Genomic DNA, 26,717 nt, shown 5'->3' on the forward strand with positions numbered 1-26,717 from the left:
TCTGCTCAGAAAAACACGTATGATCCTACATAGATCAGAAGGGAGTGAAAATAAAAATGGATAAAAAGACATATGAACAGATAGAGGCGTATATGAAATCCTGTATGCAGGACAGTGCACACGATGTGGAACATATTTACCGTGTTCTTTATACAGCTCTGGACATTGCAGAACATGAGAAAGATGTTGATCATGATGTTCTGATCTGTGCCTGTCTTCTGCACGATATCGGCAGGAAAGCGCAAGCGGAGGGGAAAAAGATATGCCACGCTGTGGCAGGCGCGGAGATGGCCGGAAGATTTTTGGCAGAACGGGGCTGTGACCGGGATTATATCGCCAAAGTAGAACATTGTATCCGGGCGCACAGGTTCAGGAAAGGGAAAGGAACACAGCCGGAAAGTACAGAGGCGAAAATATTGTTTGACGCAGACAAAATTGATGTGACCGGCGCTGTCGGGGCTGCCCGGACACTTCAGTATGGGGGACAGGAGTCCGAACCCATATATACACGTCTGCCTGACGGACAGATAGCGAACGGGGAAGAAGAGACAGCGGACTCCTATTTCCATGAATATAAACATAAGCTCATTAAGATTTATGATATGATGCACACCAAGAGAGGCCGTGAAATCGCTATGGAACGGAAAGCCGCGGCAGTTGATTTCTATGAAAATCTTTACCGGGAAGTCAACAGCGCTTTCCATACAGGAACAGAAATTTTGGAAGAGAGATTGAATGGCAGTTTATCATAGGAGGCAGACAGCGGTATGCACAAAGCAGAGGCAAAATCTATTTTATCCTCCCAAAATGGTATGAACCTGTACCGTGGCTGCAGCCATGGCTGTATATACTGTGATTCCAGGAGTACTTGCTATGGAATGAAACATGATTTTGAGGATATAGAAGTAAAGATAAATGCTCCGCAGCTTTTGGAATCAGCCCTCAGAAGCAAGCGGAAGAAGTGCATGATAGGAACAGGAGCTATGAGTGATCCCTATCTGCCCCTGGAGAAGAAGCTCTGCCTGACCAGGAAATGTCTGGAGCTTATTGAACATTATGGTTTCGGCGCAGCGGTGCAGACAAAATCCGATTTAGTCCTGCGGGATCTGGATCTGCTGAAGAGGATCAATGAAAAGACAAAGTGCGTGGTGCAGATGACCCTGACTACAGCGGATGAGGACTTGTGTCGTATCCTGGAGCCGAATGTGTGTACCACAAAACGGCGTGCAGAGGTATTAAATATCCTCCGGGAAGAAGGAATTCCCACAGTAGTATGGCTGTGTCCTGTTCTGCCTTTTATAAATGATACGGAGGAAAATATAAGGGGCGTTATGGACTATGCGGCCAGGGCAAAAACATACGGTGTATTGAACTTTGGCATGGGAGTCACCCTGCGGGATGGTGACAGGCAGTATTTTTATGAAAAACTGGAACAGCATTTTCCTGGGCTTCGCAGAAAATATATCGAAACTTATGGAAATGCCTATGAAGTGGGCAGTCCCAACGGAAAGAGACTCATATCCGTTTTTTATGAGATTTGCAGGGAAAATGGTCTGGAAAGCAATATGGACAAAATCTTTTCTTACCTGCATAAGTTCGAGGAGAAAAATACGGCCAGCCAGATGAGCCTTTTTGATTTTATGTGAATATAGAGATAACGCAGCAAGGGCAGCGTAAGACCGATAGTTTGAGCCGGCTGACTGTTACGGAATCCTGGGTTTATCAGGCCATACAGCAATGTAAAAGCCCGAGATATGCTGCCCATATACCTCAAAATTTTAGCAATTGCAATCCTGAGGCATGTAGGGTATACTGTATTGAAAGAATTCACTGCTGTCCACAGACTGCTGTTCTGCCGGGTGTTTTCATACAGATTTTCATACAGAATGCAGGAAAGCTCCAGGGCTGTTAGTGTGATGCAGAGTGGATGTTCCATATCTGCACGTGGCAGAGTGTACTGCTTAGAACAGAGTGAAAAAGAGCAGGAAGCTTCCGGCGTCTGTGACAGGATAGAAAGTGGATTCGGACAATAACATAACAGAGGAGATACCACAAATGGACAAGTTTCAGTCAGGCAGCATTGTATTATTGCTTGTGTTTTATGGCATCTATTTCGGCAAAATGCTGGGGCAGAAAAAGAAAGGAATCAGGACGAACCAGATTGCTAAGGGGGACAAAGCGGAGGAACTCATGTACATAGAGTTTATCATGAAAATAGCAACCATCGGCGTACCTGTTTATGAGTTGGTATCTATCTTATGGGGAATCAATAAGGCATCTGAGAATATGCGTATTGCAGGGCTGATCATTGCCACAGTTGGGGTGATGATTTTTGGACTTTCTGTGTATACCATGCGTGACAGTTGGCGTGCAGGCATTCCGGAGAGTGACAGGACAAAAATGGTGTCTGAAGGTATATATTCAATCAGTAGAAACCCTGCGTTTTGCGGGTTTGATCTGACTTACATTGGAATCTTACTTATGTTCTTTAATATCCCGCTTCTTGTATTTACCTGCTTTGCCATATTTACACTGCATCTGCAGATTTTGCAGGAAGAAAAATATTTGGAAAAAGTTTTTGGAATAGAATACAGGGAATACAGAAGAAAAGTTTTCCGTTATCTGGGCAGGAACTGCCGGGCGGAGTGATAGGCTGATAAGTAAAAGAAAAGGCTGTGAATCAGTTACAAAGGAAAATAGAAATGACAGGTATGATAAGAAAATTTACCCCTGCCGATATAGAAGTACTAATGGAAATCTGGCTGCAGGCCAACTGTCAGGCTCACAGCTTTATACCCTCGTCCTATTGGGAAGAGCATTATGAATATGTCAGGCAGGAGCTTCCAAGAGCAGAGATTCTTGTCTATGAGACACATCATCAGGCAGAGGGGTTTATAGGCGTACAGGATGGTTATATAGCAGGGCTTTTTGTACGGACCGGGAATCAGGGACGGGGGATCGGAACTGCACTTCTGAGAGAAGTCTGCAGACATAATACGGAGCTGTCGCTGCGTGTATATGAGAAAAATGAAAGAGCGGTCCATTTTTATAAAAAATCCGGCTTTGCCATACAAAAGACAGAGACGGATACAGAGACTGGAGAAACAGAGTTTCTTATGAGATATGAAAGATATGGAGAGCTGGAATTTGAGCAGATAACACTGCAGGATGAAAAGCGTGTGGAGGATTTGTCACATATGGCATCCTCTATCGTTAAGGAATTCTTTGACCCCATTATCGGTGCAAAACAAAATGACTATATGATTAATTTATTCCAGACGGTTTCCGCCATAAAAGAACAGTTGGACAGAGGTTACACTTATTATATAGTAAAGGACCCATGTGAGGAAGCTGGATTTCTGGCTTTTTATCCCCGGGAAGGTATGCTTTATCTGAGTAAATTCTATCTGAAAAACAGCAAAAGAGGCAGAGGATACGCTGGCCATATGTTGGGATTTGTGAGGAAAAAAGCGGCGGAGATGGGGCTGGGAGAGATTTTTCTGAATGTGAATAAAAATAATCCTGCTGTTGAAATATACAGGCATATGGGATTTCAGATTCTCAGGGAAGAAAAAAATGATATAGGCAATGGATTTTATATGGATGATTATGTGATGGGGTATAAAATCGAGGATTAGAGTGTATTTGACGCTTAAACAGAGAGCTTTTTGACAGACTTCCGGAGGCTTTGACATATCCTGAGATACAGCCAAAACTGGTTGAAAAAGTAATGAGAGAAAAGGAGGCGCATGGATCATGAGATATAAGTTGGAGGGCAGTGTAATGCCGGCAGTGGAAATGCTGCTGAACAGAGGAGAGAGTATTTATACGCAGACAGGCGGAATGTGCTGGATGAGTGAGGGCATAAGCATGAGCACCAATGCGAGAGGCGGTCTTATGCGGGGATTGGGCCGTATGTTTTCCGGAGAATCCTTTTTCATGACAAGCTATCAGGCGGAGATGGATGGAGCCATGGTTGCGTTTGCGTCCACGGTTCCGGGTGAAATTGTCCCGGTTGACTTAAGGCAGTACAGAGGATTTTACTGCCAGAAGGGGTCTTTTCTCTGCGCGGAGAGCATGGTGGAGACAAAAGTGGCATTTACAAAGAAAGTGTCCTCCGGCTTTTTCGGAGGGGAAGGCTTTATTCTCCAGGAGATGCAGGGAAATGGCATGGTATTTCTGGAAGTGGATGGAAATAAGGTAGAAAAAGAACTTCTGCCGGGAGAGGTTATCAAGGTGGATACCGGAAATGTGGTGGGCTTTGAGTCCAGTGTACAGTACGAGATCGAGATGGTAAAAGGCGGTATGAATATCTTTTTGGGAGGTGAGGGGCTGTTTCTCACAAGGCTTACCGGACCGGGAAAGATCATTTTACAGACCCAGAACTTCGGAGAATTCTGCGGCAGGATCCGCCAGTACATACCGTCCCATGACTGATCTCCTGATGAAAAGAGGGAAGCGGGCAGCTGCTTACTTCAGGGAAAGACGGATAAAAGCGTAGGAGGAGGTTTGTGTATGAGAGATGAGGCATCGCCGAAGCAGTGGGAGAGATTATATGAGGTAACCTGCAATCTGAAGGCTCTGGAGCCGTGGAAATATTTCTGGGACACACAGCTTGTAGCTATCTTCTTACAAGACAGTGAGGAGCCTGTTTTCGTGAGCATTATGGGCTGCGGCGGAAACTGTTACGGGGTCAGTGTCTACGAAGGGCTGGAAGGTCTGAGGGATTTTGATATGATCGCCTCTACAGAGGAAACCGGGCTTCCTCCTGACTATGCAATGCTGGAACAGCGTTCGCTTACCTGTTATTTCGGAGACAGGGAAGAAGTTCCCCCTGACCAGAAAAAAATGATAAAAGAGCTGGAACTCAAATTCCGAGGACGTGGGGCATGGCCTTTTTATCAGTCCTGTATGCCCAGATTCGTGCCCTGTACACCGGATGCACGGGAGGTGGAGGTACTCACGGAAACCTTTCAGAACCTGTTCATGGCAGTGCGTGCTGTGAAAGAAGAAAGGATTTTTGTGGACTGGGATAAGGGAGAAATACTGTGGAGAGCCTATAATGAAAAGACAGGGCTGTGGAACATGTTTGCAGAGTCCATTCCTATGGTGGAGCGGGAATATCCAATCATTGTACTGCAGGATGAGATCCTGAAAAGACGTCTGAAAAAAAGGCCGAAGGTAGGGACAGAGATTTCCGTTGATTTCGCATACGTCCACGCCAGTATTGAAGTTGAAGAATACGAACGTCCCATCAGTCCCCTTCTGTTTGTGACACTGGACCACGCGTCGGGTATGGTTCTGGACATGAAGATGGTGAATCCTGAGGATTCAGAGATAGATGTAGTGCTTGATTTCTTTGTGAACTATCTGCAGGATAACGGGAAGATGCTGCGCATCAAAGCCAGAAATCCATGGGTATTTGCTGCTCTTCGGGATATCTGCGAGGAGTGCGGTATCCAGCTTGAAAAAGATGAGCTGGAGGAGATGGACCAGATCATAAGTGAGATCAGGGAGCATATGTTTGAGAATTTTTGAAAAAACAAAATATCGCAGGGGTCCGGTAAAACCGGGCTCTTTTTCTATCTACGCCAAAGTGTGTCTAAAAATTCATTTCTTTGTTTGGAAACAACTTGTGAAGAGAACCATACAAGTTGTACAATAACAACTATAAGGAGGGGCATATGACAAACGAAAACGGAAAGACAAAATATTATGTGCTCATGGAGGAACTAAAGCAGTCCATTTTGAGCGGAGAAATCAAGCCGGGAGAGAAGCTGCCCTCGGAAAATGAACTGTCTGCCCGCTATCAGATCAGCCGCCATACGGTGCGCAAGGCCCTGTCAATTCTCATAAATGAAGGGTATATCGAAGCGGAGCACGGCCGCGGAACCTTCTGCTCCCAACGCATGGGGCACATGAAGAATTCAAGGAATATTGCAGTTGTGACAACCTACATATCCGACTATATTTTTCCGCGCCTGATACAGGGCATGGACAAGGTGATGACAGCCAACGGATACAGCATCATCCTGAAAAACACAGCCAACAGCCGTACCATAGAGGAACGTGTTCTGGAGGACATTCTGACAAAGGATATAGAAGGCCTGATCATTGAACCGAGCAAGAGCCAGATTTTCTGCAGGCACACAAACTTGTATGCAATGCTGGACCAGTATGAGATCCCCTATGTATTTATTCAGGGGGTATATCCGCAGATGATGGACAAACCCCATATCTTAATGGACGACTGCAAGGGCGGCTATCTTGTCACAAAACATCTGCTGGACTGCGGACACAGGAAAATACTGGGGATATTCAAGGCCGATGACTTTCAGGGAAAGGAACGGCACAAGGGATATGTGAAAGCGCTCCAGGAGAGCGGGCTTTCTTATGATCCTGACATGGTGGTATGGTTCCATACAGAGGACCGGAAGATGAAACCTGCCCAGATGACAGAACTTCTGCTTCAGCAGCAGGTGGAGATGGATGCCGTTGTATGCTACAACGACCAGATCGCACTGGAAGTCATCCGTTCCCTTCAGAAAAACGGAAAAAGAGTGCCGGAAGATATTTCTGTGACGGGATATGACAATTCCGTCATCGCAGAGGGTACCGTGGGACTGACAACCATTGCACATCCCCAGGAAAAGCTGGGTGAAATGGCTGCTGAACTGCTTTTGGAAAAAATCCGTAAAGTACCGGAGGATAAAAGCAGGATTCCGCGTCTGATCCAGCCGGAGCTGATCGTGCGCGGGTCTACTAAAAGCAGAAATACGGAGAATAAATAGGAGAAATAAGGCAGATGAATAGAAAATACGCAATCGGCGTGGATTACGGCACACAGTCCGGACGGGCAGTCCTTGTGGATGTGTCTGACGGAACCGTGATCGCCCAGAGCACAAAACCTTACACCCACGGAGTGATGGAGGAATACCTGCCGGACGGAACCAGGCTGCCCCCGGACTGGGCACTGGAACATCCTCTGGACTACCTGGAGGTACTGGATATCACCATACCTGCTGTTCTGAGGGAAAGCAGTGTGGATCCCGGGGATATTATTGGCCTGTCTATTGATTTTACAGCCTGTACCGTCATGCCGGTGGACGCAGAGGGCACGCCTCTCTGTCTGCAGGAGGAGTGGGAACATGTTCCCCATGCATGGCTGAAGCTGTGGAAGCACCACGCGGCACAGGAGGAGGCAAATATCTGTACCCGCATGGCAGAGGAGCGGGGAGAGACATTTCTCTCAAGATACGGGGGCAAAGTTTCCTCTGAGTGGATGATACCAAAACTTATGGAGATCTTGAAAGAGACCCCGGAAGTCTATGAACAGGCTGACCGTTTTGTGGAGGCTGCAGACTGGGTGATCTTTAAGCTGACTGATCAGGAAAAGCGCAGCGGCTGCGCTGCCGGATACAAGGCTTTCTGGAATAAGAGGGAAGGATACCCTGACCCCGGATTTTTTAAGGCTCTCGATCCGCGCCTGGAGCATGTGGTTAAGGAGAAGCTGGGAGCTGAGGTCTGCCCCCAGGGGATGAAAGCCGGTGAACTGACAAAAGAGATGGCGAAGCGTCTGGGTCTTAGAGAAGGCATGGCAGTGGGGGTGGCGAATGTGGATGCCCATGTATCCCTGCCGGCAGTGGGGATCACTGAGCCCAATAAGCTGCTGATGATCATGGGTACCTCCACCTGCGGTATTATGTGCAGCAGTCAGGAGAAAATGGTTCCCGGCATCTGCGGCGTAGTGGAGGACGGTGTCCTTCCGGGTCTCTACGGATATGAGGCGGGACAGCCCTGTGTGGGGGACCAGTTTGAATGGTTTGTAAAGAACTGTGTGCCCGCGGGATATTATCAGGAGGCGGACAGCAGAGACATGAATATCCATGAGCTTCTCACAGAGAAGGCATCCCGTCTGAAAATAGGGGAGAGCGGGCTGATTGCTCTGGATTGGTGGAACGGCAGCCGCTCTGTGCTGGTAGACGCAGATTTGACAGGTATGATCCTGGGTCTGACATTGACCACAAAGCCGGAGGAGATCTACAGGGCTTTGATCGAGTCCACAGCCTATGGTATGCGCACCATCATTGATAATTTTGAGGAGGCGGGAGTACCGGTGGAGGAGCTTTACGCCTGCGGCGGCATTTCCAAGAAGAACGCCATGATGATGCAGATTTACGCGGATGTTGCCAACCGGGAGATTTTTATCGGTGCCTCTGACCAGTCCCCTGCCCTTGGTTCAGCCATGTTCGGCGCTGTGGCGGCAGGAAAGGAAAAGGGCGGCTATGATACGATCTTTGAAGCGGCCAAAGCCATGGGACGTGTAGAGGAGAGGACCTACAGGCCAAATTCGGAAAATGCGGCAGCTTATGACAGACTGTACCGGGAATATAAAATCCTGCACGATCATTTCGGGCGGGGCGGCAATGATGTTATGAAAAGACTGAAAAAAATAAAAGCGGAAGCGAGGAGATAAATGATGTTGGAAGAATTGAAAAAAGTGGTGTACGAAGCGAATATGCTGCTGCCAAAGTATGGATTGGTAACCTTTACCTGGGGAAATGTAAGTCAGATCGACAAGGAGACAGGCTATTTTGCCATCAAACCAAGTGGTGTTGACTATGACAAACTGACTCCGGATGATATGGTCATCATGGATCTGGAAGGAAATAAGATCGAGGGAAAATACAACCCATCCTCCGATACACCTACACATATTGAGCTTTATAAAGCATTTCCAAATATCGGCGGTATCGTACATACACATTCCTCATGGGCCACGAGCTGGGCACAGGCCGGAAGGGGAATCCCCTGCTATGGCACCACTCACGCGGATTATATGTATGGAGAAATCCCATGCGTCAGATGCCTGACAAAAGAAGAGATTGACGGGGCATATGAGCAGAATACAGGCCTTCTTATTGCGGAATATTTCAAAAATAATGACTATGAAGCGGTTCCGGCAGTGCTGTGCAAGAACCACGGCCCGTTTACCTGGGGCAAAGACGGCCATGAGGCAGTCCACAATGCAGTGGTTCTGGAGGAGGTTGCAAAGATGGCGGCGCGGTGTGAGACGATCAATCCGCAGGTAAAGCCGGCACCCCAGGAACTGCAGGACAAGCACTATTACAGAAAACACGGGGCAAATGCCTATTACGGACAGAAATAGTGAAAATCAAGTAACAGCCAGGTAACTGTAAGGGTACTGAACAGTTACGAAATGAGAAAAATATCGGAGGTAAGATTTTATGGGATTTGATCTGGAAAATGTAAAAAATGTGATTGAAAGCGGAAACGCAGTGCTGGGTATTGAGTTTGGTTCCACCCGCATTAAAGCAGTGCTCATCGGGGAAGATAATGCCCCCATTGCATCCGGCAGCCATGACTGGGAAAACCGTCTGGAAAATAATATCTGGACCTATACTCTGGAGGATGTCTGGGCAGGGCTTCAGGACAGCTACGCAAAGATGGCAGAGGACGTAAAGGAAAAATACGGTGTTGTCATTACAAAACTGGGAGCTGTGGGATTCAGCGCCATGATGCACGGCTACATGGTATTCGATGAAAAGGATGAACTGCTGGTACCTTTCCGCACCTGGAGAAATACCATGACAGAGGAGGCTTCTGACAAGCTGACAGAAGTGTTTGATTTCAATATTCCCCAGAGATGGAGCATTGCCCATCTGTATCAGGCTATTCTGAACAAAGAGGAGCATGTATCAGAGATTAGATTCCAGACAACTCTGGCCGGATACATTCACTGGAAACTGACAGGAGAAAAGGTGCTGGGAGTCGGGGAGGCTTCCGGTATGTTCCCCATCGACATGAACACAGGGGACTATCATGCACGTATGATAGAGCAGTTCGATGCGCTGGTGGCAGAGAAAAATTATTCCTGGAAGCTGGGAGACATTCTGCCGAAGGTGTTAAGCGCAGGCGAAGATGCAGGTGTACTGACTGCGGAAGGCGCAAAACTACTGGATGTGAGCGGAAACCTGCAGGCAGGTATTCCGGTATGCCCGCCGGAGGGAGACGCCGGTACAGGCATGACAGCCACGAACAGCATTGCAAAACGCACAGGCAATGTTTCTGCCGGAACCTCCGTATTTGCCATGGTCGTTCTGGAGAAGGAACTTTCCAAAGTATATAAAGAGATCGATATGGTGACCACTCCCACCGGCAACCTTGTGGCGATGGTGCACTGCAACAACTGTACCTCTGATCTGAACGCCTGGGTATCTCTGTTTAAGGAATTCGCAGAGGCGTTCGGTGTGGAAGTGGATATGAATAAGCTGTTCGGAACCCTGTACAATAAAGCGCTTGAGGGAGATGATGACTGCGGCGGACTGCTGGCATACAATTATTTCTCAGGAGAGCATATCACCGGATTTGAGGAGGGACGTCCCCTGTTTGTCCGTATGCCGGAGAGCAGATTCAATCTGGCTAACTTTATGAGGGTACATCTGTTCACTGCCCTGGGCGCGTTGAAGACAGGTCTTGACATTCTGTTAAAGGATGAGGGTGTGAAGCTGGACAAGATCCTGGGCCACGGCGGTCTGTTCAAGACAAAAGGCGTGGGACAGAAAATTATGGCAGGGGCGATCAATGTGCCTGTATCTGTGATGGAGACTGCGGGAGAAGGCGGAGCCTGGGGAATTGCCCTTTTGGCATCCTATATGATCCGCAAAGAGGAGAACGAAACGCTGGATGATTATCTGACAAATAAAGTATTTGCAGGGGAAACAGGCAGTGAGATCGCTCCGGACCCGGCAGATGCAGCCGGATATGATAAATTTATCAAACGGTATAAAGAAGGACTTACAATTGAGAGAGCTGCTGTTGACACACTGAAATAAGTAAAAAGGGCACATGAATGCATGAAAATGCGTTTATGTGCCCTTTATAGTATGCTTTTCACTTTTATGTGTGTACTTTTATATGTGGCACGGCAGAGCGCGCAGGATCATTTAAAGTGTACTGCCCTCCAGAGAAAGAAAGCCATGGAGCCAGAAAGATAGAGCAGAGAGACAGGCATGAACCAGGCACCCAGATTACGGCTAAATACAGTACAGTAATTGATATAAAAGAATATAAAACAGACGCCTAACTTTGTGGAGGCCAGCATACTTTTCACGTTTCCATAGATCCACCCCATATTCTCAGGTGTCACGTGTCCGGGGACATTCCAGAGTTCAGGGAATTTTTCTACAAATAGGATCAGGAGATAGATCAGAATACTTATGACAGGCAGTAACAGTACGCTCCCCTTGGTACCATAAGCATCCACCCGGCCATTCAGTCCGAAATGGATGGGAATCTCATCAGGCATGTGATTCCACCGAAGTATGAGACATATAAATTGTCCCATCAGGAACAAAAACGACAATATGCCGAGAATACGCTGGTAAAGCGTAACAGGTAATTTGATCTTCATGCAGTAGTCCCCCAATCTGTATTTACGGCTAATATAGACAATAGAACTCAGAATGTCAAGACACACAGCATAAAAGACAGGAAATAGGGAACAGGAGATAAAACACAGAAGATAAAACACAGAAAGAAATTGATTTTTTTCCGAAATATGTCTATGATAGTTTATGATATACGGTTTTTAACAAAAGGGAGGCCATTTATGAAACTTACTATGCTTGGCACCGGCCATGCTACGGTGACAAAATGTTACAATACCTGTTTTGCCCTGACGGAAGGCGGACAGCACTTTCTGGTGGATGCAGGAGGGGGAAACGGAATTCTGGGAAGACTGAAGGCGGCAGATATTTCCATCACAGATATACATGACATATTTGTGACACATGAACATGTGGATCACCTTCTCGGTGTTGTCTGGATGATACGCATGATAGGCACTGCAGTAGAACAGGGAAAGTATAATGGAGAACTGCGGATTTACTGCCACGAGGAATTGAAAAAAATCCTCACCACCATCACGGAAATGACCATTCAGAAGAAAGTGACCAGGCACCTGGGGGAACGCATCCGTTTCGTCACAGTGGAACATGGAGGACGGGCGGAAATTCTGGGCTGTGAGACGGTCTTTTTTGACATATTTTCAACAAAAGCGAAACAGTTCGGATTTACCCTGAAGACGAAAGAGGGAGTCAGGCTGACCTGTGCGGGAGACGAGCCTTATAACGAGAAGGATGAAGTATTTATAAAAGGCAGTGACTGGCTCATGCACGAGGCCTTTTGTCTCTATTCACAGAGAGATGTATTTAAACCCTATGAAAAACATCACAGCACGGTAAAGGATGCCTGCGTGACAGCCGGGGAGCTGGAGGTGCCCAATCTTATACTGTATCATACAGAGGACAGAAATTTGGCCCACAGAAAACGCCTTTATACAGAGGAGGGCGAAGCGTACTATAGCGGAAATCTTTTTGTTCCGGAAGATTTGGAGTGTTTTGAGCTATAAATTTTTCTGACAGTTACTGTTCACAGCCTCCTCTTGGGGGGAACGTCTCCCGGGATAGCAGCCCGCCAACGGTAACTTCAGACATTCTCTTCTTATATTTTTTGAAAAATATATTGACACAAGCCAAAAAACTGTGTATAGTATGTAATAAGTTAGCTAAAGCTAACCAATTTATCACTCCACACACACATACATAACCCAATAAGCGGATGTACCTTGATACATCCGCTATAATAAAAAACATAAGTTAGTTAAAGCTAACTCGAAAAAGGAGAATTTGCCCATGAGTATTGTCATTGTAGGCGGGAATGAAAGAATGGTCTGTCAGTATCAAAATATCTGTAAATGTCATGGCTGTAAGGCCAAGGTTTTTGCAAAAGAGAAAGGTGCCATGAAAAAAAAGCTGGGCTGCCCGGATTTGATGATCCTGTTCACCAACACTGTCTCACATAAAATGGTGGTGAGTGCTCTTCAGGAGGCGAAAAAGAATCAGATCCCGGTAGCCAGGGTACACACAAGCAGTGCGGCTGCCCTGCACAATGTTTTGGAAGAGTATGCAGGAAAGGAATGAGTAACTATGCTGGAACGTTATCTGGTAGAACATTGTTCACCCACACTGGCATCTATCAAGACAGCAAATCTTTTTAATATGCCATACAAGTCCTGGGAAGAACTGGAGGAGCAGCTTACAAGTCTGACGCAGCAGTTTGCGGCAAAGGGGATATCCTTTTCCGTAGTGAGAAGACGGGAAGGCACGGCATTGATTTATGTGTACAGAAGGCAGAAGCTGAAAGAGGATCTGGCAAGACCCGGTACGGCAGAATTTTTAAAAGAATACGGATATGTGGATATTGACACTGACCAGGCGATCAGACGACTGCGCATGCGGCTTGAGGAGGGTGAGAACTTCCCTCACGAAATAGGCCTGTTTCTGGGATATCCTTTAGGAGATGTAAAAGGATTTATTGAAAACGCAGGAAAAAACAGTAAATGTGCAGGATGTTGGAAAGTGTACTGCAACGAATGCGAGACCATGAAGCTGTTTGAGAAATTCCGGAAATGCAGGGAAATTTACCTTCGGTTGTGGCAGCAGGGAAAACCCGTCTGGAAACTGGCAGTGGCGGCATGAGAAGCCGCTGACAGAGGATGATCATTATAAATATGGAGGATTTTATCATGAGTAAAATAGCGGTGGTATATTGGAGCGGAACAGGAAATACAGAGATGATGGCTGAGTCTGTGTTGGAAGGCGCCAAAAGTGCGGGGGCGGAGGCATCTTCCTTTACCCCGGAAACCTTCAGCCCGGCTAAGATGGATGAGTTTGACGCAGTGGCATTCGGATGCCCTTCCATGGGAGATGAGGAGCTGGAGGAAACAGAATTCCAGCCGTTGTTTGCTGAATGTGAGCCGAAACTGAAAGGCAGAAGAATTGCCCTCTTTGGCTCTTACGGCTGGGGTGACGGTGAATGGATGCGTTCCTGGGAGGATAAATGCAGAAAAGACGGCGCAGAACTGGTAAGCGGCGGTGTGATCTGCAATGAAGAACCCGGAGAAGAAGAAAGAGAAGCCTGCAGAAAACTGGGAAAAATACTGACTCAGTAATTCAGAGAGATCTCAGTAATTCAGTTATATATAGACCCTGTAAAAGAGTACAGCCGTAGGGCTGTCTGTTTTGCAGGGTTTTTTATTGTATCAAAATGAAATTCCGGACCCACCACGAGTATTGTCCTGCGATCCCCGGAAAATACCTGGCAGTATATGGGGCGATTTTATGGTTACTTTTAACTAATAGAAAACTTAACAAAATTAGTGCAAATTGCTTCAGGTTATGCTACAATATTTTTAACCTCATAAAAAAAGTTCATTGTTTTCAGTTTACGAGGAATTTTGCTCGTGACAGTGAGGGCACTGAATAGTTATAGATTTATAAATAAACAGAGAAAAGCAGGTGATTAAGTATGAATACATTTCTGGGGATTTTAATTCCCTTTGCGGGAACTACACTGGGGGCAGCCTGTGTGTTTTTCCTGAAAAATGAGATCAAGCCTTTGGTGCAGAAAATGCTTTTGGGATTTGCGTCAGGTGTTATGATAGCCGCTTCCGTGTGGTCGCTGCTCATCCCATCCATGGATATGTCAGAGAACATGGGAAAACTGGCCTTTATCCCGGCCGCAGTGGGTTTTGGACTTGGAGTGTTCTTTTTGCTTCTGATGGACCGTCTGATTCCCCATCTGCATTTAGGCGGCAGCGAACCGGAGGGAAAAAAGTGCAGTCTGAAGAAAAATACCATGCTGGTCCTGGCTGTAACGCTTCATAATATACCGGAGGGCATGGCCGTCGGTGTGGTGTTTGCAGGTATGCTGGCGAAGAATTCCGATATCAGTATGATGGGCGCATTTGCCCTTTCCATCGGTATTGCCATCCAGAATTTCCCTGAGGGTGCTATCATCTCCCTTCCGCTGAAAAGTGAGGGAAATACAAGGATGCGGGCTTTTGTCATGGGAACCCTTTCGGGGATCGTGGAGCCTATTGGGGCGTTTCTGACAATCCTTCTGGCTTCCTATATCACTCCGGTCCTTCCATATCTGCTGTCTTTTGCGGCGGGAGCCATGGTGTATGTGGTGGTGGAAGAGCTGATACCGGAGGCCAGTGAGGGAGAGCATTCCAACATTGCGACCATTGGTTTTGCCGTTGGATTTGTGGTGATGATGATTTTAGATGTAGCACTAGGATAAGAACACGGTGTCTGTGTGAAAGGGGGATTTTACATGCAGAAAAAGTTGGAACCAGGGGAACTGCTGGATGAAAGGGGAAATCTGGCACAGGCAGGATATGCCCTGTCACTGGTAAAGAGATATGACAGGGGAAAGATCCGGGCCAATCCTCTCAGGATTAAGGAGTGGGATTATTATCTCATCTATAATCCTCATTTCGGAGTGGCATTGACTGTGGATGATAACAGCTATATGGGGCTTATGAGTATCTCCTTTCTGGATTTCGATCATAAGACAGAGCAGACAGTAAGCCCGATGACGGTTTTCCCCATGGGAAAGACAAATCTGCCGCCGGATTCCGTGCATGGAGAGACAAAATACCGGGATAAAAAATGTTACTTCTCCTTTCAGGCTGAAAATGGCAGACGTGTATTGAGAGCGTGGATGAAAGATTTTGAGGGCCATGATCCCATCCGGATGAAAATCATTCTGGATGAAGAACCCAGGGACAGCATGGTGATCGCCACACCTTTTGAGAAGGAAAAAGCGTTTTACTATAATCAGAAGATCATCGGCATGCGTGCAAAAGGAGTGGTAGAATTCAGAGGTCAGCGCCATTATTTTGAACCTGAGGACAGCTTCGGTCTTCTGGATTGGGGACGGGGCGTCTGGACGTACAAAAATACCTGGTATTGGAGTGCCATGCACGGTCTGATAGATGGAAAGGTATTTGGCTTTAACCTGGGTTACGGGTTTGGGGATACCTCCGCGGCATCTGAAAACATGCTTTTCTATGACGGTCGTGCCCATAAGCTTGAACAGGTCAGATTCCATATTCCCGGGGAGAAGGAAGGGCGTGAGAAGTATTTGGAACCCTGGTATTTTACCTCATCGGATGACAGACTGGATTTAACCTTCGTACCAATACTGGATCGCAAAGCGTATACTTCTGCGGGGATCATTCTCAGTGACCAGCATCAGGTGTTCGGCTATTTTGACGGCACGGCAGTCTTGGATGACGGAAGGAAACTGGAGATTCGCCGCATGCTTGGATTTGCGGAAAAAGTGAGAAATAAATGGTGACAGGAAAATGGAGTAAAAGTGTTGACTTTTACTCCATTTTTTGTTATTGTATTTTTAACAAAGATAATACCCCCCAGGGGTGTAGTGATAAAAAGTGGTTCCGCGTGGATTTTTGCCCATAGCCATAAGGGTACGGAACCGTTATGATCTTTATTTTGGAAAGGGGTCTTGTATATGCAGGCAGACAGAGGGAAGATCAATCGTCTTTTGAAGACAGCACGGGGACAGATTGACGGGATTTTGAAGATGGTGGAGGAAGACCGGTATTGTATTGACATTTCCCAGCAGCTTATGGCAACGGAAGCCATTTTGAATAAAGCAAATAAGGAGATTCTCACAGCTCATTTAAAAAATTGTATCAGAAATGCGGATACGGATGAGGAAAGAGAAGAAAAGGTGGATGAACTTGTGGCAATGCTGGGTAAAATATTGTAATGGTGAGGATGGAAGGCTGAACTGCCGCTTGAACCAATCCGATGTTTTGAAATAAAATGCGTCTGATCTTAGAAGGGAGTAATATATTATGAAGCAGAAATTTGATGTGACAGGCATGACCTGTTCCGCCTGCTCGTCCCGGGTAGAAAAATGTGTCAGAAAGCTGCCCGGAACGAAGGATGTCAGCGTAAATCTGCTGACAAACAGCATGCAGGTGGATTTCGATGAGTCCGCACTGTCCGTACAGGAGATAGAAAATGCGGTGGAACAGGCAGGCTACGGCGCTGCAGCCGCAGGCGGGCAGGAAAAGGCAGGAGCCGGTAAAGCTGTTCTAAAAGCACAAGCCTCCCGTACAGAGGCGGCAAAGGCGGGAGAGTCCCCGGTGGAAAAACATATGCATGAGATGAAGAACCGGATGATCCTATCTTTTCTGTTCCTGATTCCGCTGATGTATGTGTCCATGGGACATATGGCAGGACTGCCTCTTCCGGGGTTTTTAAGCGGATCGGAGAACGGGGTGGGGTTTGCCATGACTCAGTTCCTGCTCTGCCTTCCGGTGGTGATCGTGAACCGGGCATATTATACAAAGGGATTTTCTACCCTGATGCACGGAGCACCCAATATGGATACGCTGATCGCCATTGGTTCTGCGGCATCCCTTGTTTACGGCATTTTCGCCATTTACCGCATAGGCTATGGACTTGGTGTACAGGATATAGCACTGGTGGACCAGTACAGACATGATCTGTACTTTGAGTCTGCTGTGATGATATTGGCATTTATCAATGTGGGAAAATATCTGGAGGCACGTTCCAAGGGAAAAACCAGCGAGGCCATCAGAAAACTGATGGATATGGCACCTAAAACTGCTGTGGTAGAGCGGGACGGCCGCCAGATAGAGATTCCAGCGGAGGAGGCTGTGGAAGGTGATATCTTTGTTGTAAAACCGGGAAGCAGTATTCCTGCAGACGGTATTATCATCGAGGGAAGCACCAGTGTGGATGAGGCCGCCATCACAGGGGAGAGCATTCCTGTGGAGAAGACAGTGGGAGATACCGTGATCGCGGCTACCATGAATAAGGCGGGATTTATCCGTTTCCGGGGAACAAAAGTTGGGGAGGACACCACCTTTTCCCAGATCATCCGCCTGGTGGAGGAAGCCAGTTCCAGCAAGGCACCCATTGCCAAGATCGCAGATAAGATAGCAGGTATTTTCGTGCCGGTAGTCATGGGGATCGCTCTGATCACGGCAGTGGCCTGGATCATAGCGGGAGCGGCTTTTGAATTTGCGCTCTCCTGTGCCATTGCGGTGCTGGTCATCTCCTGTCCCTGTGCGCTGGGACTTGCAACTCCAGTAGCCATCATGGTGGGAACCGGAAAAGGCGCGGAGAACGGAATCCTCATCAAGTCAGGGGAAGCCCTGGAGATCACACATAATATAAAGAGTGTTGTGCTTGATAAGACAGGTACGATCACCCAGGGAAAACCGCAGGTGACAGATATCCTTCCGGGAAAGCGGACGGAAACAGAACTGCTCACAGTGGCGGCTTCCCTGGAGGAGAAAAGTGAACATCCTCTGGCAGAGGCAATTCTGGAGAGGGCAAAGGTAGAGGGGATAAGAGCTGACAAAGCAGAGGATTTCCTTGCTGTGCCGGGACGCGGCGTGCAGGCCCGAATAAACGGAAAACTGTACTTTGCGGGAAGTCAGAAGTTTGCGGAGGAAAAAGGGATTGCCGCAGAAAAACAGAGACAGGATATGGAGCGTCTGGCCATGGAGGGTAAGACCCCGCTTCTGTTCTTTGATGAGAAGGAAATCCTGGGCATTATAGCCGCAGCCGATGTGGTGAAGGATACAAGCGCCCAGGCTATTCGGGAAATGAAGAAGCTGGGCATAGAAGTCATCATGCTCACAGGTGACAACAGAAGAACTGCCGAGGCGATCAAAAGGCAGTTGGATATAGATACCGTCATTGCTGAGGTGCTGCCTCAGGACAAGGAGCGGGAAGTGGCAAAGTTGCAGGAGGGCGGAAGAACTGTCGCTATGGTAGGCGACGGCATCAACGATGCGCCTGCTCTTGCCAGAGCCGATGTGGGGATCGCCATTGGTGCAGGTACGGATGTGGCTATTGAGAGTGCGGATATCGTGCTGATGAAGAGTGACCTTCTGGATGTAGTCACAGCAGTAGGCCTGAGCAAAGCGGTCATCCGCAATATTAAACAGAATCTGTTCTGGGCATTTTTCTATAACGCCTGTGGAATTCCCCTGGCGGCGGGGCTTCTGTACCTCATGTTCGGCTTAAAGCTAAGCCCTATGTTCGGCGCGGCAGCCATGAGTCTCAGCAGCTTTTTTGTTGTGACCAATGCCCTGCGGCTTCGCTTCTTTCACGTACTGAAGAAGCCTGCGGCAAAGGAACAGATAGAAACTGAAGGTACTGTAAAACAAGGCAGAACACTGCCGGAAAATAAGGAGGAAATAAAAATGATCACAATGAAGATTGAAGGAATGATGTGCCCCCACTGCCAGGCAGCAGTGACAAAAGCGCTGAATGCCGTGGAGGGTGTGAAAAAGACAGACGTAAGCCTGGATGACAAGGCAGCATATGTGGAAGCAGAGGAGGATGTATCTGAAGATGCGCTGAAAAAGGCTGTTGTGGATGCTGGATATGAAGTGACAGAAATAACAATGCAATAAGTTTGTACAACTGACAAAGAAATGTTAAAAGGGCAGAACATCATTTGAACGTGGTGTTCTGCTTTTTAGATGTCAATGACAGTTTTGCTTGTTAAAGTTTCGGATTGATGTGCATAGGACGGCCTTGTCATGCGGAGGGCTTATCTGTTATACTTTGCGTATGGCCGAAAATGAAGATTGAGAAAGCGGAGAACCGCGGATGAATCCGGCGGGCAGTCCGCAGAATAGATAAAACCACGGCAGGAAAGGAGACCTATCATGATACGTGTAGGTATGGGGTATGATGTACACAAACTGGTGGAGGGAAGGGATCTGATACTGGGGGGAGTGAATATCCCCTGGGAGAAAGGCCTTCTGGGACATTCCGACGCGGATGTGCTTCTGCATGCCATTATGGATGCGCTTTTGGGGGCAGCAGCGCTTGGCGATATCGGAAGACATTTCCCGGACACAGATCCGGAATATAAGGGGATTTCCAGTATGAAGCTGCTTGCGCATGTGGGCACCCTTCTGGAAGAAAATATGTATGTCGTCAACAATATTGACGCCACCATTATTGCGCAGAAACCCAAAATGATGCCCCACATTGAGCATATGGTAAAAAATGTAGCAGAGGTCCTGCATTTGGAGGAAAACCAGGTCAATATCAAAGCAACCACAGAGGAAGGGCTTGGCTTTACCGGCACAGGTGAGGGGATTTCCGCTCAGGCTGTCTGCGCGCTTACAGATGCCAGGGATCTTATGGTGGATGACCGCACAGGCGGAGGCTGCGGCGGGTGCTGCCAGAGACAGTAATAAACAACAGGAGAGGATCAGGAAACAATGAGTATATTAAACGTAGAACATTTGTCCCACGGCTTCGGTGACAGGGCTATTTTTCAGGATGTATCTTTCCGCCTTTTAAAGGGCGAGCATATCGGTCTTGTGGGTGCCAACGGCGAGGGAAAATCCACTTTCATGAATATTATCACCAATAAACTGATGCCGGATGAGGGAAAGATCGAGTGGGCAAAAAATGTCCGTGTGGGATATCTGGATCAGCACACCGCACTGGTAAAGGGAATGACCATCCGTGATGTGCTGAAGTCCGCATTTGCCTGGCTTTTTGAGATGGAGGAGAACATGAATTCCATCTGCGACCGCATGGGAGAGGCATCAGAGGAGGAGCTGGAACGGATGATGGAGGAACTGGGCACCATTCAGGACATGCTCACCATGCATGATTTCTACATTATAGATTCTAAAGTGGAGGAAGTGGGCAGGGCACTGGGACTTTCCGATATCGGCCTTGACAAGGATGTGACGGATCTGAGCGGCGGCCAGAGGACCAAGGTGCTCTTAGGAAGGCTGCTCCTGGAAAAACCGGACATCCTTCTGTTGGATGAGCCCACCAACTATCTGGATGAGGTGCATATAGAATGGCTGAAACGGTATCTGCAGGATTATGAAAATGCCTTCATACTGATCTCCCATGACATACCATTTCTGAACCAGGTGGTGAATCTGATCTATCATATGGATAACCAGCAGTTGAACCGGTATGTGGGGGACTATGACCATTTCCAGGAAGTCTATGCAGTAAAGAAAGCCCAGCTTGAGGCGGCATACCAGAGGCAGCAGCAGGAGATCAGTGAGCTGAAGGACTTTGTCGCGCGCAATAAAGCCCGTGTGGCTACCAGGAATATGGCCATGTCCAGACAGAAGAAGCTGGACAAGATGGATGTCATTGAGCTGGCCAGGGAAAAGCCAAAGCCGGAATTCCACTTTCTGACAGCCAGAACCCCCAGCCGCTTTGTGGTGGAGACAAAGGAACTGGTCATAGGCTATGAGGAACCCCTTTCAAAGCCCCTGACCCTTACGGTGGAGAGAGGGGAAAAGATAGCCCTTGTAGGTGCCAACGGCATCGGCAAGACCACTCTGCTGAAGAGCATTTTAGGATTGATCCCCGCGCTGTCGGGCAAAGTACATCTGGGAGATTATCTGGAGATCGGATATTTTGAACAGGAAATGCCTCAGGGCAACAAACGCACCTGTATTGAGGAGATATGGGAGGAGTTTCCTGCCTACACCCAGTATGAAGTGAGGGCAGCTCTGGCAAAATGCGGACTGACGACCAAACATATTGAGAGTCTGGTGCGTGTTTTGAGCGGCGGAGAGCAGGCAAAGGTCCGCCTCTGCAAGATCCTGAACCGGCAGACCAACCTGCTGCTCCTGGATGAGCCCACCAACCATCTGGACGTGGATGCCAAGGCGGAATTAAAGCGTGCCCTGCAGGAATATAAAGGTACGATCCTCATGGTATGCCACGAACCGGAGTTCTATGACGGCCTGGTTTCCAAGGTGTGGGACTGCTCTGAATGGACGACCAGGATCTGACAGAGACTGGCCATTGTCAATACACTACAAATAAAACACTTTAAACCAAAGAAGTATATGACACTTTCACAAAATAAAGATTCACTTTTCCTGGAAAAAATCTCAAAAAAGTAAAATTTATGAAAAAATCTGCAAGAATGAAAAATAGAACTTGCAAAATCTGGCAACAGGTTTTATAATAACCTACATAAGTTTTACACATATCACTATAGGAGGATCGTCATGTCATACGTAGATGAGGTAATTGAATCAGTAGTTAAGAAAAATCCAGGTGAACCGGAATTTCATCAGGCTGTCAGAGAGGTCCTGGAGTCCCTGAAACCGGTTGTTGAAGCAAATGAGGAAAAATACCGCAAAGAAGCACTGCTGGAGCGTCTGGTAGAGCCGGAACGCATTATCATGTTCCGCGTACCATGGGTAGATGACAAAGGCAATGTGCAGGTGAACAAAGGTTACCGCGTACAGTTCAACAGCGCTATCGGACCGTACAAGGGAGGTCTTCGCTTCCATCCGTCCGTATACCTTGGAATCATCAAGTTCCTGGGATTTGAGCAGATTTTCAAAAACTCTCTTACAGGACTTCCCATCGGCGGCGGCAAAGGCGGTTCTGACTTTGACCCCAAAGGAAAATCAGACAGAGAAGTTATGGCTTTCTGCCAGAGCTTTATGACAGAGCTGTACAGACACATCGGTGCAGACACTGACGTACCTGCCGGTGATATCGGTGTAGGCGCAAGAGAGATCGGATTTATGTTCGGCCAGTATAAGAGGATCCGCGACGCTTACGAGGGAGTTCTCACAGGAAAAGGCCTGACATATGGTGGTTCTCTGGTGAGAACACAGGCTACAGGATATGGACTTTTATACCTGACAGAGGAACTGCTGAAGTTAAACGGCAAAGAGCTTGCCGGCAAGACCGCTGCAGTATCCGGTGCGGGAAATGTTGCCATTTATGCCATTGAGAAGGCATATCAGTTAGGCGCTAAGCCGGTGACCTGCTCTGACTCTGCAGGCTGGATCTATGATCCGGAAGGAATCGACCTGGCAGCCTTAAAAGAGATCAAAGAAGTAAAACGCGCCCGTCTGACAGAGTATAAGAAATACAGACCAAATGCAGAGTATCATGAAGGCAAAGGTGTATGGAGCGTGAAAGTGGATATTGCCCTTCCATGTGCAACACAGAACGAGCTGCAGCTTGAAGACGCAAAACAGTTAGCAGCCAATGGATGCATTGCGGTATGTGAAGGTGCCAATATGCCTACCACACTGGAAGCTACCGAGTATCTGCAGGAGAACGGCGTTATCTTTGCACCGGGTAAAGCTGCTAACGCAGGCGGCGTTGCAACTTCAGCACTGGAGATGTCCCAGAACAGTGAACGTCTTAGCTGGAGCTTTGAAGAAGTAGACGCTAAATTACAGGGTATCATGGTCAACATCTGCCACAATATGGTGGACGCAGCTAAAAAATACGGCAGTGAGGGCAACTATGTAGTTGGCGCCAATGCAGCCGGATTTGAAAAAGTTGCAGAAGCAATGCTTGCCCAGGGCATCTGCTGATAACGTATGATTTGAACAGCCTTCCTTGAAAATTAAGATAAAATAGATAGAAATCAGCCTCTTGTAAGCAGCGGGTGCAGAATCTTAAGATTTTGCGCCCGCTTTTGTCTTGAAAAATCTTGTTTGCAGGCGCGCAGTGAGCTATAATGAAAGATAATCAGAACTGCAGGAAGATGCAGGGGAGGTATACATGAAGAACCCTTTCGCGGAAAGTTTGGTAAAAGCATTTTTTAATGCCTATCTGGTAGAACGCAGTGTGGAGAAGACGGAGGTCTATCTGCACCGTGAGATCCAGTGGATAGGAACCGGTGAACAGGAATTTGCAAGAGACAAGACGGAAGCCATGAGGGCACTCAGGGAAGAGATGGAAATGGACCCCGTGCCCTATTATATAAATTATGAATACATAGAGAGCAGAGACCTGGGTGAGTGTACTTCTGTTCTGATCCAGATGCAGGTAGGACGCAGGGAGCCGGAGGAGGAAATCTCCATATATCTTCGTGTCACAGCCTTTTGCATAAGGGAAGAAGAGGGATGGAAGATAGTCTCTATCCATGCGTCGGTAGCGGCGGCAGATCAGGAAGAGGGTTCTTATTTTCCGGATTCCAACGGCAGGGAGTCCAGAAAAGAGATGGAAAAGCAGATTTCCGGCCGTTCCATGGATCTGATCAAGCGAAGTATACCGGGAGGGATGATGGGCGGATATATAGAGGAAGGCTTTCCTCTGTATTTTATCAATGACCAGCTACTCAATTACCTGGGATATGCCTCTTATGATGAATACGTGAGGGATATAGACGGCAAAGTGATGAACTGTATGCACCCCCAGGATGCTCCGAATATAGATGCCGTTGTGGAGGCAGCCCTTGCCAAAGGAGAGGAATACGAAGTACAGTACCGCATGCGGCGCAGGGACGGAAGTTACCTTTGGGTCAATGATATGGGCAGAAAGGCTGTCTCTGATTCCGGAAGGGAAATCTGCATCAGCACCATCCGGGACATCACAGATGAAGTGGAGCACAGACAGGAGATCGAAAGGCAGAAGGAATGGTATGACAGGCTTTTGCAGTCTGTACTGTGCGGTATCGTCCAGTATAAAGCCAAGGATGACATGAGCGTGGAATTTAAGATGGCCAATAATGAGGCCATGCGCATTTTCGGATATGACCCGGAGGAGTTTCAGGCAAAAAAGATCTGGAATCTGCCGGCACTGGTGGCAGAAGAGGACAGGGAACGGGTGATAGAGGAATTTTCTTCCCTCAAAAAAGCCGGGGACCGGAAAGGGTATGAATACAGACTGCTCAAAAAGAACGGAGATAAATGCTGGATCGTTGGCAATGCGGAGCTGCTCTATGATATAGACGGGGACCTGGTCTTTCAAAGTGTGTTTATTGACATCCACAAGCGGAAGGAGACAGAACTGCGGAATGTGAACCTTAAAAGGCAGGTGGAGGCCAGCCGGGAGCTTCTGCGGTTTTCCCTGGAGAATACAGCCTTCTATGATTTCTATTACTATCCGGAGAAGAGGATACTGATAAATTCTGAGCGCACATGTCGGTATTTCAGATGCAGAAAAGAGTATGCTCATATGCCGGAAAGCTTCATTGAGGAACATGTGGAGGAAGAGTTTGCACAGGACTATAGGAAAATGTTCCGACAGATCTATGAGGGGGAAAAGACTGCCGCCTGTGTATTCAGAAGCCGGAAGACAGGAATCTGGTGCAGATCTTTTTTGTCTGCGGTAGAGCATGGGACAGGGGAAGGCCAGATTTCCTACATAGGAATCACGGAAGACATCACAAAAGAAAAAAATGCGGAGCTGGACAATATTCGTCTTCAGGCTATCTATGATTTTACCATGGAGCATGATTATGAGTATCTGAGTATCATAGATGCAAAAAAGAACCAGTATGCCATAAGGTTTTCCGATAAGGAGGCATACCCGGATATTCCCCTTACGGGAATGTATGACAAAACCCTGGAACAGTTTGCCGGGTACTATGTGGCAGAGCAGGACCGGGATGCGTGGATCTCCAAGATAAGTCTTGAAAATCTGGAACAGTGCCTTCGGAAAGATACGGATCTGGTACAGTTTATCTATCTCTCCGATAAGGGAAGGTATAAGGAGCTGCGCATCTGCTGCTTTGAAGGGCAGAGGGATATGTACCTGATGACATCCAGAGACGTGCATGATGTGATGAAGAAGGAGGAGGAGAGCCGCCAGGTGCTCGAAGAAGCGCTGAGAGCCGCGGACCGGGCAAACAGGGCAAAATCTGACTTCCTCTCCAGGATGAGCCACGAAATCCGAACGCCTATGAATGCAGTCATCGGCCTTACGGAGCTGTGCCTCAGATCAGAGGAGGGCTTTGACAGCTGCAGGACCAGACTGGAACAGATCAGAGTGTCTGCCGGTTATCTGCTGGCGCTGATCAACGATATTCTGGATATGTCAAAGATAGAAAACGGCAAGATGAAGATAACAGAGGACCCCTTCTCCCTGGGCGTGATGATGAGGGAGATTACGGATATCCTTCTTTTGCAGACAAAGGAAAAAAATATTCATTTTACCCTCCGCGCGGAGAACGAGGAGGATGCTTTTGAAGGTGACAGCATGCATATTAAGCAGATCCTTTTGAATCTTCTGTCAAATGCTGTGAAGTTTACGCCTGAGGGCGGGAGCATTCTTCTGGAAGCAGTGGTGCAGCCGGAAGAGAAGGGGATTCTGCCGGTACGGTTTCTGGTAAAAGATACAGGGATCGGGATTGCCCGGGAGGATCAGGAGAGGATCTTTAAAGCTTTTGAACAGGTAGAAGAAACAGAGAGCCGCCAGATGGGAACCGGCCTGGGCCTGTCCATCAGCAGAAGCCTGACAGAACTTATGGGCGGCACTCTGAGCGTGGAAAGCTGTCCGGGCAAAGGCGCTGCGTTTTCCTTTACGCTGCCTTTGAGAAGGGGAACGCTCTGCAGAGAGGATACTTCCGGGTGTGAGTGCAGATGGGAGGATTTAAGAGTCCTTTTGGCAGAGGACAATGAGATCAATGCGGAGATAACAGCAGAAATTTTGAAAATGTGGGGAATCCGGACAGACCTGGCAGCAGATGGAAAACAGGCCGTCCAGTGTTTTGCAGACAGCAGGCCGGAGACCTATGGAATGATACTGATGGACTTAAAAATGCCGGTTATGGATGGTCTGAAGGCTGCGCGGGCAATTCGTCATATGGGACGGGAGGATTCTCTCTCAGTGCCCATCGTGGCCATGACTGCCAATACGTTTCAGGAGGATGTGGAGGCCGCTGAAAAGGCCGGTATGAACGGTTTTCTGGCAAAGCCCGTGGACGTGAAAAAGATGCAGGACATGATAGAAAAATTCTGCAGAGCGTCCGTAGTATATGGGAACAGACAGGAGAAAAACGAGGAAGGGTTATAA

23 protein-coding genes are annotated in these 26,717 nt (G+C 47.7%); 22 read left to right on the forward strand and 1 reads right to left on the reverse strand.

Annotated features, from left to right (window positions below; genetic code table 11):
- The first annotated feature begins 56 nt into the window (after positions 1-56).
- From BLCOC_RS08780 to BLCOC_RS08825, 10 genes are all read left to right on the forward strand, one after another.
- The gene (locus BLCOC_RS08780; protein ID WP_115625053.1) at positions 57-752 is read left to right on the forward strand and encodes an HD domain-containing protein; all 696 of its coding nucleotides are present in this window, start codon (positions 57-59) and stop codon (positions 750-752) included.
- Positions 753-767: 15 nt separating this feature from the next.
- A complete protein-coding gene (locus BLCOC_RS08785) occupies positions 768-1,646 on the forward strand; it encodes an SPL family radical SAM protein (RefSeq protein ID WP_115625054.1) in 879 nt (292 codons plus the stop codon).
- Between the two features lie 409 nt (positions 1,647-2,055).
- Complete coding sequence (locus BLCOC_RS08790) at positions 2,056-2,649, forward strand: methyltransferase family protein (protein ID WP_018593544.1); 594 nt, start codon at positions 2,056-2,058, stop codon at positions 2,647-2,649.
- A gap of 53 nt (positions 2,650-2,702) precedes the next feature.
- On the forward strand, positions 2,703-3,638 hold the full coding sequence (locus tag BLCOC_RS08795) for a GNAT family N-acetyltransferase (RefSeq protein ID WP_115625056.1): 936 nt from the start codon (positions 2,703-2,705) through the stop codon (positions 3,636-3,638).
- Between the two features lie 118 nt (positions 3,639-3,756).
- The gene (locus BLCOC_RS08800; protein WP_018593541.1) at positions 3,757-4,437 is read left to right on the forward strand and encodes a TIGR00266 family protein; all 681 of its coding nucleotides are present in this window, start codon (positions 3,757-3,759) and stop codon (positions 4,435-4,437) included.
- 78 nt (positions 4,438-4,515) lie between these two features.
- Positions 4,516-5,538, forward strand: a complete 1,023-nt coding sequence (locus BLCOC_RS08805; RefSeq protein WP_018593540.1) for a DUF7309 domain-containing protein — start codon at positions 4,516-4,518, stop codon at positions 5,536-5,538.
- 146 nt (positions 5,539-5,684) lie between these two features.
- Positions 5,685-6,791 carry a GntR family transcriptional regulator gene (locus tag BLCOC_RS08810; protein WP_018593539.1) on the forward strand — a complete coding sequence of 369 codons (1,107 nt, stop codon included), beginning with the start codon at positions 5,685-5,687 and terminating at the stop codon, positions 6,789-6,791.
- A 14-nt stretch (positions 6,792-6,805) separates the two neighbouring features.
- Positions 6,806-8,476, forward strand: a complete 1,671-nt coding sequence (locus tag BLCOC_RS08815; protein ID WP_115625057.1) for a ribulokinase — start codon at positions 6,806-6,808, stop codon at positions 8,474-8,476.
- A 3-nt stretch (positions 8,477-8,479) separates the two neighbouring features.
- Positions 8,480-9,169 (forward strand): L-ribulose-5-phosphate 4-epimerase, encoded by a 690-nt coding sequence (locus tag BLCOC_RS08820; protein ID WP_018593537.1) that lies wholly within the window; start codon positions 8,480-8,482, stop codon positions 9,167-9,169.
- Between the two features lie 79 nt (positions 9,170-9,248).
- On the forward strand, positions 9,249-10,856 hold the full coding sequence (locus tag BLCOC_RS08825; protein WP_115625058.1) for a xylulokinase: 1,608 nt from the start codon (positions 9,249-9,251) through the stop codon (positions 10,854-10,856).
- Positions 10,857-10,963: 107 nt separating this feature from the next.
- Here the strand turns inward: BLCOC_RS08825 and BLCOC_RS08830 are convergent, their stop codons facing one another.
- Positions 10,964-11,434, reverse strand: coding sequence for a DUF1648 domain-containing protein (locus BLCOC_RS08830; protein WP_115625059.1), 471 nt, complete (start codon positions 11,432-11,434; stop codon positions 10,964-10,966).
- Between the two features lie 198 nt (positions 11,435-11,632).
- Between BLCOC_RS08830 and BLCOC_RS08835 the strand changes: the two genes are divergently transcribed.
- The 12 genes from BLCOC_RS08835 (at position 11,633) to BLCOC_RS08890 (ending at position 26,717) form a co-directional block, all read left to right on the forward strand.
- On the forward strand, positions 11,633-12,433 hold the full coding sequence (locus BLCOC_RS08835; RefSeq protein WP_115625060.1) for an MBL fold metallo-hydrolase: 801 nt from the start codon (positions 11,633-11,635) through the stop codon (positions 12,431-12,433).
- Between the two features lie 283 nt (positions 12,434-12,716).
- On the forward strand, positions 12,717-13,004 hold the full coding sequence (locus BLCOC_RS08840; RefSeq protein WP_018593533.1) for a DUF2325 domain-containing protein: 288 nt from the start codon (positions 12,717-12,719) through the stop codon (positions 13,002-13,004).
- Positions 13,005-13,010: 6 nt separating this feature from the next.
- Complete coding sequence (locus BLCOC_RS08845) at positions 13,011-13,562, forward strand: DUF3793 family protein (protein ID WP_115625061.1); 552 nt, start codon at positions 13,011-13,013, stop codon at positions 13,560-13,562.
- Positions 13,563-13,609: 47 nt separating this feature from the next.
- On the forward strand, positions 13,610-14,035 hold the full coding sequence (locus BLCOC_RS08850) for a flavodoxin (RefSeq protein ID WP_115625572.1): 426 nt from the start codon (positions 13,610-13,612) through the stop codon (positions 14,033-14,035).
- Positions 14,036-14,391: 356 nt separating this feature from the next.
- Positions 14,392-15,168: a ZIP family metal transporter gene (locus BLCOC_RS08855; protein WP_018593530.1), complete on the forward strand. Its 777-nt coding sequence runs from the start codon at positions 14,392-14,394 to the stop codon at positions 15,166-15,168.
- A gap of 33 nt (positions 15,169-15,201) precedes the next feature.
- A complete protein-coding gene (locus tag BLCOC_RS08860) occupies positions 15,202-16,230 on the forward strand; it encodes a DUF2804 domain-containing protein (protein ID WP_115625062.1) in 1,029 nt (342 codons plus the stop codon).
- A gap of 174 nt (positions 16,231-16,404) precedes the next feature.
- Positions 16,405-16,665, forward strand: a complete 261-nt coding sequence (locus tag BLCOC_RS08865; protein ID WP_018593528.1) for a metal-sensing transcriptional repressor — start codon at positions 16,405-16,407, stop codon at positions 16,663-16,665.
- Between the two features lie 88 nt (positions 16,666-16,753).
- Positions 16,754-19,357: a heavy metal translocating P-type ATPase gene (locus BLCOC_RS08870; protein WP_115625063.1), complete on the forward strand. Its 2,604-nt coding sequence runs from the start codon at positions 16,754-16,756 to the stop codon at positions 19,355-19,357.
- A 261-nt stretch (positions 19,358-19,618) separates the two neighbouring features.
- Positions 19,619-20,152, forward strand: coding sequence for a 2-C-methyl-D-erythritol 2,4-cyclodiphosphate synthase (gene ispF, locus BLCOC_RS08875; RefSeq protein WP_026255292.1), 534 nt, complete (start codon positions 19,619-19,621; stop codon positions 20,150-20,152).
- Between the two features lie 27 nt (positions 20,153-20,179).
- Complete coding sequence (locus BLCOC_RS08880; protein ID WP_115625064.1) at positions 20,180-21,733, forward strand: ABC-F family ATP-binding cassette domain-containing protein; 1,554 nt, start codon at positions 20,180-20,182, stop codon at positions 21,731-21,733.
- A 222-nt stretch (positions 21,734-21,955) separates the two neighbouring features.
- Positions 21,956-23,290 (forward strand): NADP-specific glutamate dehydrogenase, encoded by a 1,335-nt coding sequence (gene gdhA, locus BLCOC_RS08885; RefSeq protein ID WP_115625065.1) that lies wholly within the window; start codon positions 21,956-21,958, stop codon positions 23,288-23,290.
- A 190-nt stretch (positions 23,291-23,480) separates the two neighbouring features.
- Positions 23,481-26,717, forward strand: a complete 3,237-nt coding sequence (locus BLCOC_RS08890; RefSeq protein ID WP_115625066.1) for a PAS domain-containing protein — start codon at positions 23,481-23,483, stop codon at positions 26,715-26,717.

Origin of the sequence: Blautia coccoides (assembly GCF_034355335.1) — a bacterium.
In the GTDB taxonomy this organism is placed as follows: domain Bacteria; phylum Bacillota; class Clostridia; order Lachnospirales; family Lachnospiraceae; genus Blautia; species Blautia producta.